18 protein-coding genes are annotated in these 17,054 nt (G+C 60.5%); 6 read left to right on the top strand and 12 right to left on the bottom strand.

Going from position 1 to position 17,054, the window contains the following annotated elements; all coding sequences use genetic code 11:
* Positions 1-187: 187 nt before the first annotated feature.
* The 3 genes from AC5E6N_RS10610 to AC5E6N_RS10620 form a co-directional block, all read right to left on the bottom strand.
* Positions 188-1,147 (bottom strand): DMT family transporter, encoded by a 960-nt coding sequence (locus tag AC5E6N_RS10610; protein WP_491688801.1) that lies wholly within the window; start codon positions 1,145-1,147, stop codon positions 188-190.
* Positions 1,148-1,249: 102 nt separating this feature from the next.
* A complete protein-coding gene (locus AC5E6N_RS10615; protein ID WP_491747791.1) occupies positions 1,250-2,389 on the bottom strand; it encodes a DUF3095 domain-containing protein in 1,140 nt (379 codons plus the stop codon).
* Positions 2,390-2,593: 204 nt separating this feature from the next.
* Entirely contained in the window at positions 2,594-3,073 is a 480-nt protein-coding gene (locus tag AC5E6N_RS10620; RefSeq protein WP_491747792.1) for a fasciclin domain-containing protein, read from the bottom strand.
* Between the two features lie 255 nt (positions 3,074-3,328).
* Here AC5E6N_RS10620 and AC5E6N_RS10625 point away from each other — a divergent pair, with 255 nt between their 5' ends.
* The gene (locus tag AC5E6N_RS10625; protein ID WP_491747793.1) at positions 3,329-3,835 is read left to right on the top strand and encodes a hypothetical protein; all 507 of its coding nucleotides are present in this window, start codon (positions 3,329-3,331) and stop codon (positions 3,833-3,835) included.
* Positions 3,836-3,855: 20 nt separating this feature from the next.
* Here AC5E6N_RS10625 and AC5E6N_RS10630 read toward each other — a convergent pair whose 3' ends face one another.
* From AC5E6N_RS10630 to AC5E6N_RS10665, 8 genes are read right to left on the bottom strand one after another with little or no spacing between them, the layout of a single operon-like run.
* On the bottom strand, positions 3,856-4,581 hold the full coding sequence (locus tag AC5E6N_RS10630; RefSeq protein ID WP_491747794.1) for an SDR family NAD(P)-dependent oxidoreductase: 726 nt from the start codon (positions 4,579-4,581) through the stop codon (positions 3,856-3,858).
* Complete coding sequence (locus AC5E6N_RS10635) at positions 4,578-5,366, bottom strand: cyclase family protein (protein WP_491747795.1); 789 nt, start codon at positions 5,364-5,366, stop codon at positions 4,578-4,580. Before AC5E6N_RS10635 ends, AC5E6N_RS10630 begins: the two co-directional genes overlap by 4 nt.
* Entirely contained in the window at positions 5,363-6,619 is a 1,257-nt protein-coding gene (locus AC5E6N_RS10640; RefSeq protein WP_491747796.1) for an SDR family NAD(P)-dependent oxidoreductase, read from the bottom strand. Before AC5E6N_RS10640 ends, AC5E6N_RS10635 begins: the two co-directional genes overlap by 4 nt.
* Entirely contained in the window at positions 6,616-7,788 is a 1,173-nt protein-coding gene (locus AC5E6N_RS10645) for a thiolase family protein (protein WP_491747797.1), read from the bottom strand. Before AC5E6N_RS10645 ends, AC5E6N_RS10640 begins: the two co-directional genes overlap by 4 nt.
* Positions 7,788-9,410, bottom strand: a complete 1,623-nt coding sequence (locus AC5E6N_RS10650) for an AMP-binding protein (protein WP_491747798.1) — start codon at positions 9,408-9,410, stop codon at positions 7,788-7,790. The genes AC5E6N_RS10645 and AC5E6N_RS10650 overlap by 1 nt, the downstream gene beginning before the upstream one ends.
* Positions 9,407-9,889, bottom strand: coding sequence for an aromatic-ring-hydroxylating dioxygenase subunit beta (locus AC5E6N_RS10655; RefSeq protein ID WP_491747799.1), 483 nt, complete (start codon positions 9,887-9,889; stop codon positions 9,407-9,409). The genes AC5E6N_RS10650 and AC5E6N_RS10655 overlap by 4 nt, the downstream gene beginning before the upstream one ends.
* Positions 9,889-11,244, bottom strand: a complete 1,356-nt coding sequence (locus AC5E6N_RS10660; RefSeq protein WP_491747800.1) for an aromatic ring-hydroxylating dioxygenase subunit alpha — start codon at positions 11,242-11,244, stop codon at positions 9,889-9,891. The genes AC5E6N_RS10655 and AC5E6N_RS10660 overlap by 1 nt, the downstream gene beginning before the upstream one ends.
* A gap of 11 nt (positions 11,245-11,255) precedes the next feature.
* On the bottom strand, positions 11,256-12,200 hold the full coding sequence (locus AC5E6N_RS10665; protein WP_491747801.1) for a PDR/VanB family oxidoreductase: 945 nt from the start codon (positions 12,198-12,200) through the stop codon (positions 11,256-11,258).
* 136 nt (positions 12,201-12,336) lie between these two features.
* Here AC5E6N_RS10665 and AC5E6N_RS10670 point away from each other — a divergent pair, with 136 nt between their 5' ends.
* From AC5E6N_RS10670 to AC5E6N_RS10685, 4 genes are all read left to right on the top strand, one after another.
* Positions 12,337-12,801, top strand: coding sequence for a MarR family winged helix-turn-helix transcriptional regulator (locus tag AC5E6N_RS10670; RefSeq protein ID WP_491747802.1), 465 nt, complete (start codon positions 12,337-12,339; stop codon positions 12,799-12,801).
* 245 nt (positions 12,802-13,046) lie between these two features.
* Positions 13,047-14,063, top strand: a complete 1,017-nt coding sequence (locus AC5E6N_RS10675) for a TRAP transporter substrate-binding protein (RefSeq protein WP_491747803.1) — start codon at positions 13,047-13,049, stop codon at positions 14,061-14,063.
* Positions 14,064-14,118: 55 nt separating this feature from the next.
* A complete protein-coding gene (locus AC5E6N_RS10680) occupies positions 14,119-14,613 on the top strand; it encodes a TRAP transporter small permease (RefSeq protein ID WP_491747804.1) in 495 nt (164 codons plus the stop codon).
* On the top strand, positions 14,610-15,923 hold the full coding sequence (locus AC5E6N_RS10685) for a TRAP transporter large permease (RefSeq protein ID WP_491747805.1): 1,314 nt from the start codon (positions 14,610-14,612) through the stop codon (positions 15,921-15,923). Before AC5E6N_RS10680 ends, AC5E6N_RS10685 begins: the two co-directional genes overlap by 4 nt.
* A 6-nt stretch (positions 15,924-15,929) precedes the next feature.
* Here AC5E6N_RS10685 and AC5E6N_RS10690 read toward each other — a convergent pair whose 3' ends face one another.
* On the bottom strand, positions 15,930-16,361 hold the full coding sequence (locus AC5E6N_RS10690; protein ID WP_491747806.1) for an acyl-CoA thioesterase: 432 nt from the start codon (positions 16,359-16,361) through the stop codon (positions 15,930-15,932).
* 172 nt (positions 16,362-16,533) lie between these two features.
* Between AC5E6N_RS10690 and AC5E6N_RS10695 the strand changes: the two genes are divergently transcribed.
* Positions 16,534-17,054: MarR family winged helix-turn-helix transcriptional regulator (locus tag AC5E6N_RS10695; protein WP_491747807.1), on the top strand; the 521-nt coding region annotated here is incomplete at its 3' end.

A 17,054-nucleotide genomic window follows, 5' to 3' on the forward strand; every position in this document is an offset into this window, starting at 1 on the left:
AATTCATTTCAACCATCGATAACTTCTAATAAAACACTAACGTTTTATTGTAAAAAATAGGTTAACCTGTAAATTAATTGGCTTTGCAACCATACTTACGTATTCGCTTGCGATCGAAAAAGGAAAATACACAATATCCATTTAAGGTTGCACAAGATTTACGGCAAGACCGGTCTGCTCGCCAAGATTATGGCCGTTTCTTCTTGCGGGCGGCCCTAATACGCGGGCCGATACGAAAGTAAGTCCCGGCAACCACACGGCTTCTGGTTCTGAGGACCGGCGTGTTTTCCGAGATATTCTTACGGTTTTCGCGCAGGACGATATAGACGCCGCTCAGGATAATGACCGCCGCCCCGATCAGCGTGTGCCGTTCAGGCGTCTCGTTGAAAAAAATCGCACCGAACAGCACCGCCCACAAAATCTGGGAGTATTGCATCGGTGCCACGATAACCGCTTCGCCCGCCTTGTAGGCGCCGATCATACAGTTCAGCGCGACAAAGCCCAGCAGTGACAGCACCGCGATCGCCAGCAGATCGGTGACCGGCATCGGCCGGTAATCGAACGGCATCATGATTCCCATGACGATGAAGCTGCCGAGCATCGGATAAAGCAGCAACACAAGGTCGCGTTCATCCTTTCCGATCCTGCGTACGATGATCGAGGTCAGTGCCGAGCCGAACGCGCCGACAAAGGCGGCGGCATGGCCGAGCTCAAGCTCGGCCGCGCCGGGGCGGACCACAATGAGCACTCCGACAAATCCGACGAGAACCGCACCGCCGCGATGCACACCGACCCGCTCCCCGAGGAGCGGAATGGACAAGAGCGTGATGAGAAGCGGCACGGTAAACAGGATCGAATAGGTCTGCGTCAGGGGCAGCACGGAAAACGCATAGAAAATGCAGGTGGTGGAGACAAGAATGGAGCCGGTGCGAAGCGCGGTCCACCACGGGTGCCGCGGACGCATCGTATCGGCGCTGGTGTCGTGAACCAGCATGAGGGAGACCAGCGGAAAGCCGAACATCACGCTGAAGAACAGGATCTGATAGGGGCTGTAGACCGCTCCGAGATATTTCACGATGACATCATGGGTCGCGAAAACCGCAAAACCCAGAAGCCCCAGAAGCGCACCTTTGGTGTTCGAACCCATAATGCCAATCCTGCCTTGAACGGGCGAATCAACGGACGTTGAACTGATTGTAGCCCAAACGGAAAGCGCACTCACAGATCCGGTGGCTGTCGCCGCCGCTCCCTAGCGATGGTTTGCCCGCAGTTGCTTTGCCGCCGACGCGTAGCCGCCGCCCGACCCGTCGATGAAATGCATGTGGTCCCTGTCGAAGACCGACGGCACGACACAGGTGATCAACGCCTCGTCCTGAACATGAAGACCATATCGGATGATCCCATCCCTAGCGGCCTTTTCCAGAATGTCTCTCAAGACGTCAATTGTTTCCGGCGCACAGTCCACGGTCATCATCAGACCGTCATTGTACTTTCTGAAATCCGAATTCGCCGCAATATCTGCGCGGTATCGGTTTGGCGCCAACCCACGCAGCGGCGCCGCTGCCTTGAACAGGCTCCAGTAAAAGGCCGTCCGGGCAATCGTCCAGGCTTTCCTCAGCCCGTCAAAGCCGAACCCCGTAAGGGCTCTTGACTGCAGGTCCAGGGAGGCGCCGGGCCACCGGACGTCCGGTCCGGCACCGGGAACCGGGTTTACGGCTTTCGCCTTTGCGAGCGCCAGGATGATTTTCCGGGTTGCTTTCTCGAATTGCGACGGCGTCGAATGAGGCGCCGGCTTCACGATCAGAGATATGATCTTGCCCCGCGTGGACATCACCGGTCCCCATTGACAAGAAAGACCCGACAGATCCGGATCGCCATCAGCGCCATTCGGGCGGATCGCAACGACGCCCGCCTTGAGCTGCTTTTCGGCCCATTCCAGACCTCCGCCGGTAAAGAGCGAATACTGGACATGATCCGATGCACGCCAATAGGCCGCACACACATCAAAGCCGGCTTGACGTATCTCCGCGATGCCGGTCATGCCGACACGCAGATCCAGTTCGAGCTCGCTTTTGACCCAGCGGGACACCCGGGCCAGGGCGCGCGATGCGTCGTCCGCCTGGTCCGGCCGCACGACGAAATGCGCGCCATCGCCGCCGAACGCAAAGAGCGGCAATCCGCCGCCGACGGAATTCGAAACGGCGCTGATCGTCGCCGCCCCTGCAAAATTCACCGATTTGTAAAGGCCGTTGCCAATGGCGGCAGTCGAATTGACGACATCGGCGATACCGATCTGCCAGTTGTCCGGGAGGGAAGCGTAGAGGGACCCGTCCGCCACTTGCTCAAAACGCGTCAGAACCGGAATATCAGGACCGGAATAATGTGACAAAGACCGTTCTCCCGGGTTCATTCCCCTCCCCGAAATTGCTGAGATCGCCGTCGATGCGTGATGTCCCGACCAGGCAGGAGGGTCTTGTGAAAAACGATTAGTCCGGTTTCACAAGCCACGCCGATACCGCACGGGCCTCGCCCGTCCGGCATTTATCCGGGGCAAGGCCGGCACAAGGCCGGCCCGCTTGTCAATCGGAATGGCCTATTTCGGCAAAACGACCTGATCGATGACGTGGATCACGCCGTTCGATGTCTCGATGTCCGCCGTCACGACGGTTGCATCGTCCACCTTGACGCCGTCCATGGCATCGACCATCAGTTCGCTGCCCTGAACGGTCTTAACGCCCATTTTCTTGCCGGCGATATCGCCCGACATGACCTTGCCGGGGATCACGTGATAAGTGAGCACGGCAACGAGTTGATCCTTGTTTTCCGGCTTCAGCAGGTTCTCTACGGTGCCGGCCGGCAATTTTTCAAAAGCTTCGTCGGTCGGCGCGAATACCGTGAACGGACCCTCGCCCTTCAAGGTATCGACAAGCCCCGCGGCCTGCACGGCGGCAACGAGAGTGTTGAAGTTACCGGCGGACACGGCCGTATCGACGATGTCGGCCGCCTTGGCTGAAACCGCGCCAAACGCGAGCGGCAGGGCGGCAAAGGCGGCAAGAAGCGTACGTCTGAACATTTTCTGTTCTCCTGTGAGACTGTTGATCTAATTGTGCCGGCGTGGGGTATTACGCACGCACACGCCAGGCGGATCAGCCAGGGCGAACAAACAATGTTAAAAGCCGTAAGACCGCCGTCATTCCTGCGCGCCCTGGATTGGTCTCGAGGGATTGAGCAGACCGGGGATTATTACAACTCAGAGTGCAATCCTTACTGTTTATTTACGCAAATGTGCTGTGATTCAACCCGGGCGGACAAAACGCGGAGATTGACCGTGGCTTATGGCGATGAGGGCCTCGTCAGGCTGAAGCGGATACTCAGGGCTGGTGAAATCAGCCGGGCGGAATACAACGAGGCGAAAACCGGAAAACAGGAAGAGGCGGACTTCGAGGAAGAACCGCCAAAGGCTTCTCACGCCAAAAACCCGGCGCTTCTCGGATTGGGCACCGTTGTTTTTGCGGGCCTTTTTCTCACCGGATATTTCATCGGATACAACAAGGACCGCGATGCGGCGGGTATCGCCCCGACCGACATTTACGCTGAGCATTGCCTCTCGCGATGGGATGGCGCCTTCGAACCTCTGGTCAGGGCGGTGAAACGCAATTTGCGCGATCCGGCCAGCTTCGAGCATATCAAGACCCAACCGGCACCGGTCTCGGCGAACGGCACCAATGTTTTCACCATGGAATACCGGGCCGCGAACGGCTATGGCGGAACGACACAGGAAAGCGCCAGCGCCGTCGTGTCGAACGAAACCTGCAAGATGCTGACCTGGTACTGACCCCGAGGCACATCTCTTGTCTAGATGGCCATCGTTCCAACGCTCGCTCCGCCGCAGACATAAAGGGTCTGCCCGGTGACGAAACCGCTCGCCGGATCGCAGAAGAACAGAAAGGCGTTTGAGACATCCTCAACGCGGCCAAGCCTTCCCACGGGGATCCGCTTGGCAAGGTCACTCTCCTGCCGACTGCCCTTTTCAACGATGCCGTAGAAATTGTCGGTCTGGATCGGCCCCGGCGCAATCACGTTCACCGTGATGCCGAACGGTGCGAGTTCCAGTGCCCACGTCCGCGCCATGCCGATCATCGCGGCCTTGCTGGCGCTGTAGGCGGTTCTGGTGGGCACGCCGAGGGCGGCCCGTGAACCATTGAACATGACCCGCCCGAAGCCCGCGTTTTTCATTGATGGCAAGACGGCCTGAAGCAAAGTCAGCGCCGATCCGAGGTGAAGCTGTGCGAGCCCGGTAATGTCCGACGGCTTGGCGTCTTCCACAAGGTTCGGCCAGATCAGGCCGGCATTGTGAATCAGATGGGTCACATTGTGGGATACCGCGATCTCGCCTGCTGCCCGCGCCACGGCATCCTCATCGAGAAGATCCGCCTCGACCGACGACAGATTGGGATGTGAGACCTGCGGGGCGTGCCGCGCGACCGAGATGACACGATAGTCCTTCTCCAGCAGCCGCGCCGCCAGATCAGCACCGATACCCTTGTTTCCTCCGGTAATGACCGCTGTGTAATTGCTCATGTCTCGTCCCCCGGAACCATCGCCAGAACGCGCAGCGGACTTCCCGTGCCGTTCCTGATTTTCAACGGTGCGGCAAGAAGCACGGCTCCGGTCGGCGGCAGCCGGTCGAGATTGGCAAGGCACTGAAGGCCGTATTTCCCCGCGCCGTGGAGATAATAGTGAGCGGGGTAGGGTGGGGTATGGTGAGCGGCCTGTCCGGCATCCGTTCCGACCGTTTCCGTTCCGAAACCGCGGATACCGCGTTCCTCGATCAAAAACCGGATGCCCTCAGGCGTCGGCCCGGGGGAATGCGCACCGTCTTCCTTCATGTTGAGATAGGCCGCTCCGGATTTCTTCGACCAGTCCGTTCGCATGAGCACCCAGGAATTGGCCGCAATTGTCCCGTGCTCGTTCTCCCAGGCCTTTATGACATCGGCTGTCAGTTCGAAATCGTCATCCAGCGCGGCCCCGTCGGAACAGTCGATGACATTGACCGGGCCGATGAAATCGCGCGGCGCGATGGCGTCGACCGAATTGTCCGGCAAATCGCGGCCCGATATCCAGTGCGAGGGCGCATCGAAATGTGTGCCGGTGTGTTCCGACATACTTATATTATGCCATTTCCAGGCCGGACCGCGGTGGTCGTAGGCGCTGATTTCCTCCATCCGGAACCGCGCGCACTGGCCGAACTCGGGCGGCAGGACGATGACCGGGAAGTCCGGGTCCAGCGTATGGGTCAGATCGACGATGCGTATCCCACCGGCGGAAATCTGCTCGCAAAGGGTCTGAAGAACGGTCTCACTCATGCGCCGTCTCCCGCCAGCGTCATCTCGCGTTCCAGCACATTCGGGTTGTCGCGGTAGCGCTCGTAAAGGTCCTTCGCAACATCGCCGCAACAGGTCTCCTCCAGGCCGTCGCGCAAACCCTTCACAACCGTGCGGGCCAGCGCCTGCGGTGCAACCTTCGGCGGCGGCACGGGCTGGTACCAGTCGTCCTCGGTCGGACCGCAATAGACATTCATGACCCGTAGCCCGGACGGCCGGAATTCCGCCCGCAGGCTCTGGCTGAGCGAGCGGGCCGCGGCATGTGAAGCGGAAAAACAGCCGTAGTCGGGGCTGTTGGAAAGGGCATGGACGGAGAGGATATTGACCCAGGCCGTTGCGGAGTTGTCGCCATCGGCCGTCCGCCCGCACATGCCCGGCCCGAATGCCTGGGCAAGCCGCATGAGACCGAGATAATTGACCTCCATTTCGTCCCGCGCAAAGGCTGTGTCGCCGCGCGCAAGAACGCCGCCGGGCCGGACAAAGCGGGCATTGTTGATCAATATGTCCGTCTTGCCGCCGATCTCGCCAGCAAGCGCGCGGACGGATGCCGTATCGGTGACATCGAGCGGAAGAACGGCGACCCTGGAAATCGCCTCCAATGCCGGTCTTTGGGCATTGGGCCTCCAGCTTTCGGCATCGCCGACAAAAACCGCCTCGGCGCCGGCGTCGGCCAGAGCCTGTGCAAGCGCCAGCGCGTTCGCATTTCTCGCATCGGTGATCAGAACCCGGCGATGCTTCGGGTCGCTGGTCATAGCCCTGAACTGCGGGTCGTCTTCCATATGCGGGCTCCGTTCTTGTGGGACGGCAAACAAAACGGCCTGCCCCGACCGATCGAGACGGTTGAGCAGATTGACCCGCCCGTTGCGGGCGCAATCGCCGTGAAGGTGGCAAATGATCACCGGCCCGGCATCGAGCCTGACCGTGCCGGTGCGCCAGGGCGCCCGCTCCTTGAAATAGAGTTTGAGCGAGGTCCGGATTGTGGTTTCCGCCAGGATCGAGCCGGCCGGATCGGTGTCTTTCCAGAACAATTCGGTGGAAAGGCACGTCGCGCAGGCATCACGCGGCGGATACTGGATCATGGCGCACTCAGCACAGTGCTGCAGCGCCAGCCGCCCCTCCGCCGCCGCCGCGCTGAGGCCGAGAAACGCACGGCTGCGCGCCTCCGGGGGACGCGTCGGTGAGACCGTCCTTTTTTGCGGATCCTTCTTCGGTGGCGGTCCGAGCGGGTCGGTCATGGGTTTTCCGCCTTCAATATCGCCGCGCTGGAACACACGCCCCGGTCATAATTGATCATGCCGAAACCCGAAACCAGTGCCCGTGCGGCACCCTGCACCTGCGTGCCCCCCGCCTGGCCGGTGAGCTGCCTTATCGCCTCGACAAGACCGATGAAGCCGCCGGCCGCGCCCGCCTGCCCGGCCGACAATTGACCACCGGATGTGTTGTGCGGAAAATCGCCCGCGATTGTCATGTCGCGCTCGCGCAGGAAATCAGCCGCCGCACCCTTGTCGCAAAACCCGAGATCCTCGATCTGCATGAAGGAAATCACCGGATAGTCGTCATAGGTCTGGAGAAGATCGATGTCCTGCGGCGCGCACTCCGCCATGTCCCACAATTCGTCGATATCCATGGTCCAGCCGCCGCGCAGCTGCATCGGATCGTCCGCATGGGCATTGTGACGCTCGATGGCCCCGCCGATCCGGGCAAACGGGAGCGCGCGTCTTTGCGCCTCCCCTTCGCTCATGACAAGAAACGCCTCCGAGCCCGCGCAAGGCATGACACAATCGAACAGCGCGATCGGATCGGATACGGGACGGGCGTTCAGATAATCGTCCAGGGTCAGCGGTTTCTTCATCAGCGCGTTCGGATTGTTGAGCGCATTGTTTCTTTGAGCCACGCACAGGCGGCCGAAATCCTCGCGCGTCGCACCGAATTCGTTCATGTAGCGGTCCGTCAGCAGCGCGAAATTGGCATTCGGCCCGCCATAGCCATAGGGGTAGGAGGCATCGGAGGCAAAGCGGGAAAAACTCGACAGCATCAGCCGGAAACTGTCGACATGATTGGTGTCGCCGGCAACGCAGGCGACAATATCCGCATCCCCCGACTGCACGGCCCGCGCCGCCCTTCGCAGGGCGACCGTCGCGCTGGCGCCGCCCATCGGGATGTGATCGAGCCAGCGCGGGCAAAGGCCGAGGTGCTGGGTCAGGCCTACGGCCGTATCGGGAAAGAGAGTGAAGCTCGAAACGGTGAAGCCGTCGATATCCTTCGGCTTGAGGCCAGCCGCATCGAGCGAGCCGCGCAGCGCGCGGGCAATCCACCAGTGCGCCGACTCGATCGAATAGCGCTGATAAGGCGTGGTGAACGGTGCCGTCAGCACCACCCCGTCATACGGCCGGCGGCGTCCCATCAGGCCGCCTGCCGCTTTTTCAGATGCGCGGTGACGGCTGCACCCGGTCCGCCGACAAGGTCCGCCGCGAGCCTTTTGAGTTCGGTACGCTGAACCTTCTGTGTCGCGGTCAGCGGAAGCGCATCGACAAAGGCGATATGGCCCGGCGCCTTGTAATATGCCATCTGGTCGAGGCACCATTTGGTGATTTCATAAGCCAGATCCTCCGACGGATCATCGGCAACAAGACAGGCAAAGACCTCATCGCCCCGGATCGGGTCGGGAACGGAGGTGACGCCCGCCGCGCGGATCTGCGGATGCCGCATCAATATCGATTCCACCTCGACGGCGGCGATGTTCTCGCCCGAGCGGCGGATAACGTTCTTCTTGCGATCGACAAAGAACATGTCGCCATCGTCATTCCGGCGGACGATATCGCCGGTGTGGAACCAGCCGTCCCGCCACGCCTCCCCGGTGGCTTCGGGATCCTTATAGTAGTGCGAGAAGAACCCGTAGCGCGGATCGCCCTCGGCACGCCGCACCAGCAGTTCGCCCGGTGTTCCCGCGCCAACATCATGGCCATCCTCGTCGACGATCCGGCAGGCCACGTCCGGGCCTGGCCGGCCGAGACAGGCCTGCCCGACAAGACGGTCTGGCGTGTTGGCGGCAATTACCGCACCGGCACCCGTTTCCGTCATGGCCCAGGCTTCCACCAGCGGAAAGCCGAACCGGTCCTCAAAGGCCGCCTGCAGCTTGGGATCGACCCCGGCGCCGAATCCGAAGCGGACACTGTGTTGCCGGTCGGCGGACGACGGTTCGGCGCCCATCAGCATGGAAGGCATGACGCCGAGATAATGCAGACAGGTCGCGCGCGATTGCGCGACATCCGACCACCAGCCTTTGGGGTGAAAGCGGTCGAGCACAATGAGGCACCCGCCAACGGCGACCATCGCCATGAACGAATAGGCCATGGCGTTCATGTGAAAGACCGGAAGCGGCGTGATCATCCGCTCGCCGCCGGTGGAGAACGCTGCAAGTCCGCCGACCGATGCATACCAGTTGCCTGCGAGCAGAAAATAGCTGTCGGGAAGAACGCAGCCCTTGGGGCTTCCGGTCGTTCCGGACGTGTAGAGGAGAGCGGCCTCGCCTGCGCCCTGCCCTCCCGCCTCGGCGACAACGGCATTGCGGCGCGGCGGCGGGAGCGGGTCGTCCGGCCCGATGACCGGCAGCCTGATTCCGGCAGCGCGGGCTGCTTCGCGCAGGTCGTCCTGACGCGCGTCCACGGCAACAACCAGCGCCGGCTCGCAATGTCCGATAAGATATTCCAGCTCCGCCAGCCGCAGATCCGGATTGATCGGAACGATCGACATGCCCAGACGGTTGAGCGCCAGCCAGGTGATGAAAAAGGCCGGCCGGTTCTCCAGAAGAACGGCCACCCGCATGCCGCCGCGATATCCGGCTTCCTCGAACCGCGACGCCAGTTCATCCACGCGGGCTTTGGCATCGCCGTAGCGCAGCGCGCCCGGAGCGATGCCGTAGACCTGCGCCGTTCCCGGCAGGACCTGCAGCAGATCGCGGCCGGGCCACCGCCTTGCGGCATCGTCAAATGCGTCATAAACGCTGTTGCAGCGGTCCGAAATCATGGCAGCAATTGTATGTTGCCGAATGCGGCATCGCAGTTCAACAGGTCCACCCGCTTGTTGGCAATGCGCAATTCGCCGTCCACCCGCTTGAGCTCATGGGTTGCCGTGAGCGCCAGCAGGAACTGTTCATCAAGGCGCGTTTCCACATAGTGCATCGACGTGTTCGTGACGTAGTCGCCGTCATCATTGTCCAGCTTGTCGACAAAGGGGCGCTGAATGACATGATGACAGCGGCTCTTGGGTTTCTGGCTGAACGTCCGCGCGCCGTTCAAACGCTCCACCCTGAGCTTCAGCATGAACATGTCCTCATAGAGGAACGAGGTCATGAGATGAGGGTCGGTCTGCTTGTAGTCGAGCGGCATCCAGTAGCGGCCGTCCGCCAGCCACAGATCGAGCCATTCATCGTAGCGGCCCTCATCCAGCATACGCGCCTCGGCATAGATGAAGTCGATCAGATCGTCCTTGCTGAAATCCGTCATCACACCGCCTCCGGCAGAGGCTTCTCCCTGCGCGGCATGGTCGCGGTCATGAATTTCGTCCAGGCGTGGAACTGGTTGCGCATCTGCCGCTCGGTGGTGCCGTTTTCAACCGCCTCTTCGCAGAAGTCCTCGTCGCCCGGATAGAGGCGCTGAACATTGACCCATTCCAACCCCTCGGAGTGCAAGCCCTCCTGGGCCCGCTCGTACATCTCGAGGTCGTCGTGGCCGACAATGGAAGTCGGCGCGTTGATCATCCGGTTGTACATGGCCGTGCGCGCAAGCAATTGGTCCGGTGCCCCGACAAGCCGGTAGATATAGCTCTCCACCAGCGTCTTGTCGGGACCGAGCGGAATGAAATTGCGCAGCTGCTGGATGGGTCCCTTGATCATGATGGAGGGGAAGTAGACCGTGTTGTGGCGGTTCTCGTCCATGATGGCCTTGGCGCGCTCTTCGCCATAGGCCTCGCACATCGCCTCGAAATAGCCGGGCACGGCGGAGTAGTCCGAGTGGATCGAGTGATGAACGCCGGTATGGCCGTGCCCGTTCGGCCAGGTGCGAATGCCCATATCCTCGAAGAACTCGTAAGGAGACATGAACGGCGCGATAATCTCCATGGCCGGCGGGCGCGGCTCGGGATTGCCGAGACTTTCCCAGATTTTGACCGCCGTGCCGGCAGAGCTTTCATGCGCCACCATCGGATGGCAGGTGTCGGTCTGGTTCTCGACCAGCATTTTCCAGTTGCACTGGTGCATGTAGCGCAGCGGCGGTCCGGCAACCTCGAGCCGGCCCTCGGGCGAACGGTCGACCATGTTGTCGATCGATGACAGGCTGCCCTGGAAAAACTCCTCGAAGCCGATCCCCTCCTCGGCCAGCCGTGCGAATATGAAGCCCCGATAGTTGCGCACCTCGCCGACCGGCTTGATTCCCTTGACGTTTTCGGTTTCGGAAAGACCGGTGTTCTCGTATCCTTTCTTCAGCGGGATCGCCAGCAGACAGCCATCGGTCTTGAACGACCAGGCATGATAGGGACAGCGGAAGAACTTGCCCGTATTGCCTTCGCGGTCGATGGCGATCTTCACGCCCTTGTGCGGACAGCGATTGTGCAGGACCTTCACCTCACCGTCGGAATGCCGGACCTGAATGACCGGCTGATCGCCGATCTGCGTGGTGTAATAGTCGCCCTTGTTCGGGGTCTGGCTCTCATGCCCGACAAACACCCAGCTGTTGGTGAACAGGTGCCGCATCTCCATCTCAAAGACGTCCCGGCAGATATAGACGTCACGGTGCACCTGATAGCCCTGGACCAGTTCCTCGATGTCCTCGGCCGCCATTTGCCTTGGGTACTGCTTGTACATGATAGCCTCCTTTAAAGATCCAGAACCAGGCGCTCCGATTTTGCGCGGCTGACGCAGATCTGCATGACTTTTCCAGCGGCCCGGTCGGCCTCCGACAAGACGACATCGCGATGATCGGGCGTTCCGCTGATCACGTCGGTCTGACAGATGCCGCAATCGCCGCGCTGGCAGTCGAACATCAGATCCTTGCCGGCCTCCTCGAGCACGTCAATGATGGTTTTCCCGACCGGGATCGTAAACACCTCGCCCGTATCATGGATTTCGACCTCGAACGGTGCGTCGCCGGATTGGGTTTCCGGCGCCGAGAACAATTCGATATGGATATTCGCCTCCGTCAGACCGGCTTCGATAGCGGCCTGACGCGCCGCGTCGATCATTCCCTTGGGCCCGCAGATATAAAGATGCGTCTGCGGTGGCTGCGCCGACATCAGCGCCGCAAGATCAAGCGGCACCTCATCGTCAAAATGGAAAACCATATTGTCGGGGAAAGCCTGCTGAAGCCTCTCACGAAAACCGATGACCGCGGCACTGCGGGCGCAGTAGTGAAAGGCAAAGTCCCTTCCTTGCCTCTCCAATGCGCTCGCCATGGAAATCAGCGGCGTCACGCCGATGCCGCCGGCAAGAAGCAGCACGCGCTCCGGCCCGTCATGCAGTTCGAAATCGTTTGCCGGCGGCAAAGCGCCGATCGCCTGCCCCGCTTCGAGCGTATGCATGAATTGCGAACCGCCGGTTCCCTCGTCCTCACGCTGCACGGCAATCGTATAACGGGCGATCGGCGAGGCGGAAGGCTTCCAATCGATCAGCGAATAGGACCGCGTCCCGCTTTCGCCGAGATCGAAGTCAATGTGCGCCCCTGCAGAATAGCCCGGCAATGGGCTCCCGGATGCCTCACATAGCTCCAGAACACGTATGCGATCCGTCTCGTCATGGATATTCTCGACGACCAGGTTGAGCATGGTTATTCGGTCCTCCGGCAAATAATATATGAAAAATCATATAATACTGCAATCGTTTCTTCGGACTTTTTTTCAGATAGCCATTGTGGCATCCAGTGAAACGTAAAGATTCAACGCAATGTCAACGGAAGCATTCATGACCAAGGGCGACAAGCGGAAAGACGCCTTCGTTCCCTCCTACCTGCTCTATCTTCTGGCTGCTTCAAGTGAGGCTGCAAGCGCTCAGTTCCATGCGCGTGTGCGCGCAAACGGGCTGCGCGTGCCGGAGTGGCGCGTGCTGGCCTGCCTGTCCGATCAGGATGGCCTGATGATCACACGGCTTGCTGCATACGCACTTGCAGAGCAGTCAAGGCTGACACGCATTGTCGACCAGATGGACAAAAAGGGCCTTGTGGAGCGGCGCGTGGATGATGGCGACCGGCGCAAGGTCAGGGTTTACTTGACCGGTCCGGGCCGCAGGCTGGCCGAAACGCTCGTCAAGGAGGCACGCGAGCATGAAAGCCGGCTGCTCGGACTTCTGAAGGACACCGATGCCGCGCGCATCAAACCGGCACTTCAGGCACTTCTGAAGAGCCTGGAACACGTCTCGCCCGGAGACTGAGCGCAAAACAACCCTCTCTCAAAATTCGCCACTATGAACTGCCCTCTTTTTTTGTTGCATAAACCGGCCGGTTGGTCAATGATTAGGGTCGTCCAGTATCTGTCCGTCAGATAGCATCCGTGGGTTTGAATGATAATTCCATGCAAATTCATATATCTTGACAAGGACCGGATACCGGTGTGAATCTATGGGCGGAGGACGCAAGCTGCGGCTGAACCGCAGCGGTACGTAAAAGGGAGTTGGAAATGAAACATTTTGCACGACTCGTTGCCGCAACGGCGATTTTTGCCAGCACGAGCGTGGTGGCCTGGGCAGCGGACACCACACTGAAGATCTCCACCTGGCTGCCGCCGACACATGGCATCAACACCGAAATCTTCGCCGGCCTCGTCGACATGATGGAAGAGGCCACCGGCGGCAAGGTCACCGGGGAACTGATATTCGGACTTGCCCCGCCGCCGGCACAGATGGACCTGATCCTCGACGGCGTGGCCGACATGGCCATCATCTTTCACGGCTACCAGCCCGGACGGTTCGTTGCGACGAAACTGATCGAACTGCCGGGCTATGAGGGCAGCGCGGAGGCCGCTTCGGTCGCCTATTGGCGTGTTCATGAAAAGCATCTGGAAAAGCTCAACGAACACCGCGGCGTCAAGGTCATCTCGCTCAACACCCACGGTCCCGGGCAGATCCACACCAGCAGCAAGGTCGCATCGCTTGACGATCTGAACGGTCTGAAGACCCGTATCGGCGGCGGCGTCGCCGGCGACGTGGGCGCGGCCCTCGGTCTCGTCGGCATCAACGTACCCGCCCCCAAGGTCTATGAGACGCTGGAATCGGGCGCGGCCGATGCCGTCGCCATGAATGTCGGCGAGCGTGTCGGCTTCAAGCTGAATGAAGTAGCGCAGATCCTTTATGACATGCCCGGCGGTCTTTATCGCGGCTCTTTTGCCATCATCATGAGCCAGGAGGCATTCGACAGCCTTCCCGCCGATGTTCAGGCCGCGCTTGACGAAAACGTCTTCGGAGAGCCGGCAAGCCGCATGGCGGGCGCCGCCTGGGACAAGTCCGACAAGATCGCCTATGAGGCAACACGCGAGGCGGTGGGCACCAGGATCGTCGAGGCTTCCGAGGCGGATCAGGAAAAATTCGCCGCCATTGCTCAGGACATCACCGCCAAGGTTCTCGGTGAACTCGAGGAAGCGGGCATTGACTCCAAGGCCGCCTATGAGATGGTCAAGTCCGAAATGGCATCGAACTGACCTTCCGAAAACACGCCGCCCCGAAACGGGGCGGCAGCTTTGACGATTTCCCGACATGATGCGATTTTTATCCCTGTCAGCGCGGATTCCCGGCCTTCTGGCCTCGCTGGCGCTGTTTGCGCTGATGGTGCTGACCTTTACCGATGTGGTCCTGCGCTCGGTGTTGAATGCGCCGATCGAGATCGCCTCGGACCTGACGCGGCTGTTGATGGCAATCATGGTGTTTTCGGTGCTTCCGGTTCTGTCCGCCAGGGGCGCCCATGTGAGCGTCGACCTCCTGGACCTTCTGTTTTATCGCCTGAATCTGGCCCGCTGGCGCGACGCGGCGGTCGACCTCTTCTGCGGCGCCATTCTGATCTGGCCGGCGCGGCGGGTCTTTGACCTTGCCGAACGCAGCCGCTCCTACGGCGACACCATGGAGTATCTCGGCCTGCCGCTCTTTTATATCGGCTGGTTCATCGCGCTGATGACGGCAATCACGGCAGCGGTCCTGATTGTCCGCGGCCTTCTGCTGATATTCATGCCACGGCTGGTCGAGGAAAACATATGACGGAATCCCTGATCGGCTTTGCGGCGGTTCTTGTCCTGGTCCTGCTGCGCATTCCCATCGCCTTCGCCATGGGCCTTGTCGGCATGATCGGCTTTATGCTGGAGACGAGCTTTCGCGCCTCGATTTCCATGGTCGCGCGTCTCATCATCGACACCTCCCAGGATTACGGCCTGTCGGTGATCCCGCTTTTCATCCTGATGGGTCTGTTTGTGAACAAGGGCGGCATCAGCCGGGAGCTGTATGCCGCATCGAACGCCTTTTTGGGTCATTTTCGCGGCGGCCTGGCCATGGCGACCATCGTTGCCTGCGGCGGCTTTGCCGCGATCTCCGGATCGTCCCTCGCGACCGCCGCGACCATGGCCAAGGTCGCGATGCCGGAAATGCGCCGCTTCGGCTATGCCGACAGCCTGTCCACCGCCTCGATCGCGGCAGGCGGAACCCTCGGAATTCTCATTCCGCCATCGGTCATCCTGGTGATCTACGGCCTGTTGACCGAAACATCGATCGGCAAGCTTTTTGTCGCGGGAATTGTCCCGGGACTGCTCGGCATCGTTCTTTACCTCGCGGCGGTCCGGTTTTTTGTCTGGCGCTCGCCGGAAGCGGGCCCCGCCGGGCCCCGCGCGCCCTGGTCCGAGCGGTTGCGCGCGCTGCGGGACGTGTGGGCGGTGCTGCTGCTTTTCTTTCTGGTGATCGGCGGCCTTTACGGTCTTTTCGACGTGCCGTCGCTGAATCTCAATTTCTCGCCGACGGAGGCCGCGGGCATGGGCGCGATGGGCGCCTTTCTGATTGCCCTGGCAAGGCGGCGGCTGAACTTTCGCCAGACGCTCGAAGTCCTGCAGGAAACGGCCATCACCGCGGCAAGCCTCTTTGCGGTGCTGATCGGTGCGTGGATCTTCTCCAACTTCGTCAACATCGCCGGGCTGCCGGGCGCGCTCAACGATCTGGTGACCGCCTATAATCTTCAGCCCTGGCAGGTCATGGCCTTCATCCTGCTCATCTACATCGCGCTTGGCTGCATCTTCGAAAGCCTGTCGATGCTGCTGCTGACGGTGCCGATCTTTTTCCCGCTGGTCACCAGCCTTGGCTACGATCCCATCTGGTTCGGCATCGTCGTGGTCGTGGTCACGGAGATCAGCCTGATCACGCCGCCGGTCGGCCTCAACGTCTTTGTCCTGAAAGGCGTGGTCGGCAATGTGCCGACCAGCACGATCTTCCGCGGCGTGACGCCGTTCTGGCTGGTCGATATCGTCCGGCTGTTCCTGCTTCTGGCCATACCGGCGCTGGCGCTCTACCTGCCGAGCCAGATGTGAACCGGGCTAGAAACCAAGTTCCTCCTCCGTGGTGAGCCACTCAAGCAAGGTCTCACGCACGGCTTCAGGCCATTGGATGGATGTGTGCTTGTCGAGGTCGCTGGCGGCCCGCACCTGCGTGCTGGACCAGCGGATCTCGCCCCCGCAACTGATGCGGTGACGGATCGTCATCGATGACCGCCCCACCTTCAGGACGCCCAGTTCAAAGGACAGGGTTTCGCCGAAAAAGGACGGTTTGGAGAAGTCGCAGCTGAGATGAACCGTGGGCGTACCCCAACGTTCCTTCCAGATGATCTTGTGCCAGGGATAACCGATAAAGGCCCAGAACTCCTCGTTCACGCCATTGAGGATATCGAGATAGGAGGGGAAATAGGCGGTTCCGGAAATGTCGCAGTCTCCGAAGCGCAATTCCCGGTCGGTTCTGAAAATCTTGGTCATTGATCCTGGTCTTTGCTGTTTTTCAGTCGGGCCTCGGCCAGCGCCATTGATCGGCATCCGGGCCCGAATTTCAAGCCATCTTTGTTTCCGGGCCGCCTGGACTGCCATCGAAAACTTGAAATTTCATATAATTATGCAAGACTGGCGGCAGCCGAAGATCCGGGACCGTGCCATGAGCAACGCCGAAGACGCGATCGACAATTTGCCCGACCTTTCAGAAGTCGGTCTTGACGGCTTCGCGCCCTATCTGATGAACCGCATCATGGGCCTCTACAACGCCAATCTCCGCACCGAGATCTCGGCACTCGGGCTCAGCACGGCAAAAATGCGTGCCCTGGCCGTCCTGTCGGTCAAGGACGGCCTGCCCATCGGAGAACTCACGGTCTATGCCGTCGTCGAACAATCGACCCTGTCGCGGGCGTTGGAGGGCCAGCTTGAAAAAGGTCTGGTAAGACGCGAGGTGGACGCCGCGGATCACCGTTCCAGCAGGATCTATCTGACCGGCGCCGGCCGGTCCGCCTACGATCGGCTCTGGCCGCAGATGCGGGCGAGCCACAACCGCATGTTCGCCGGCATCGACGAAGCCGAACGCCATGCATTTCTGCGCACGCTGCAAAAAATGCTCGCAAACACTCGCGGATCGTGCCCCATTGGTTGGTGTAACAGCGAGCTTTGCTCACCGAGTATCCCGGT

It is taken from the genome of Hoeflea sp., assembly GCF_984452065.1.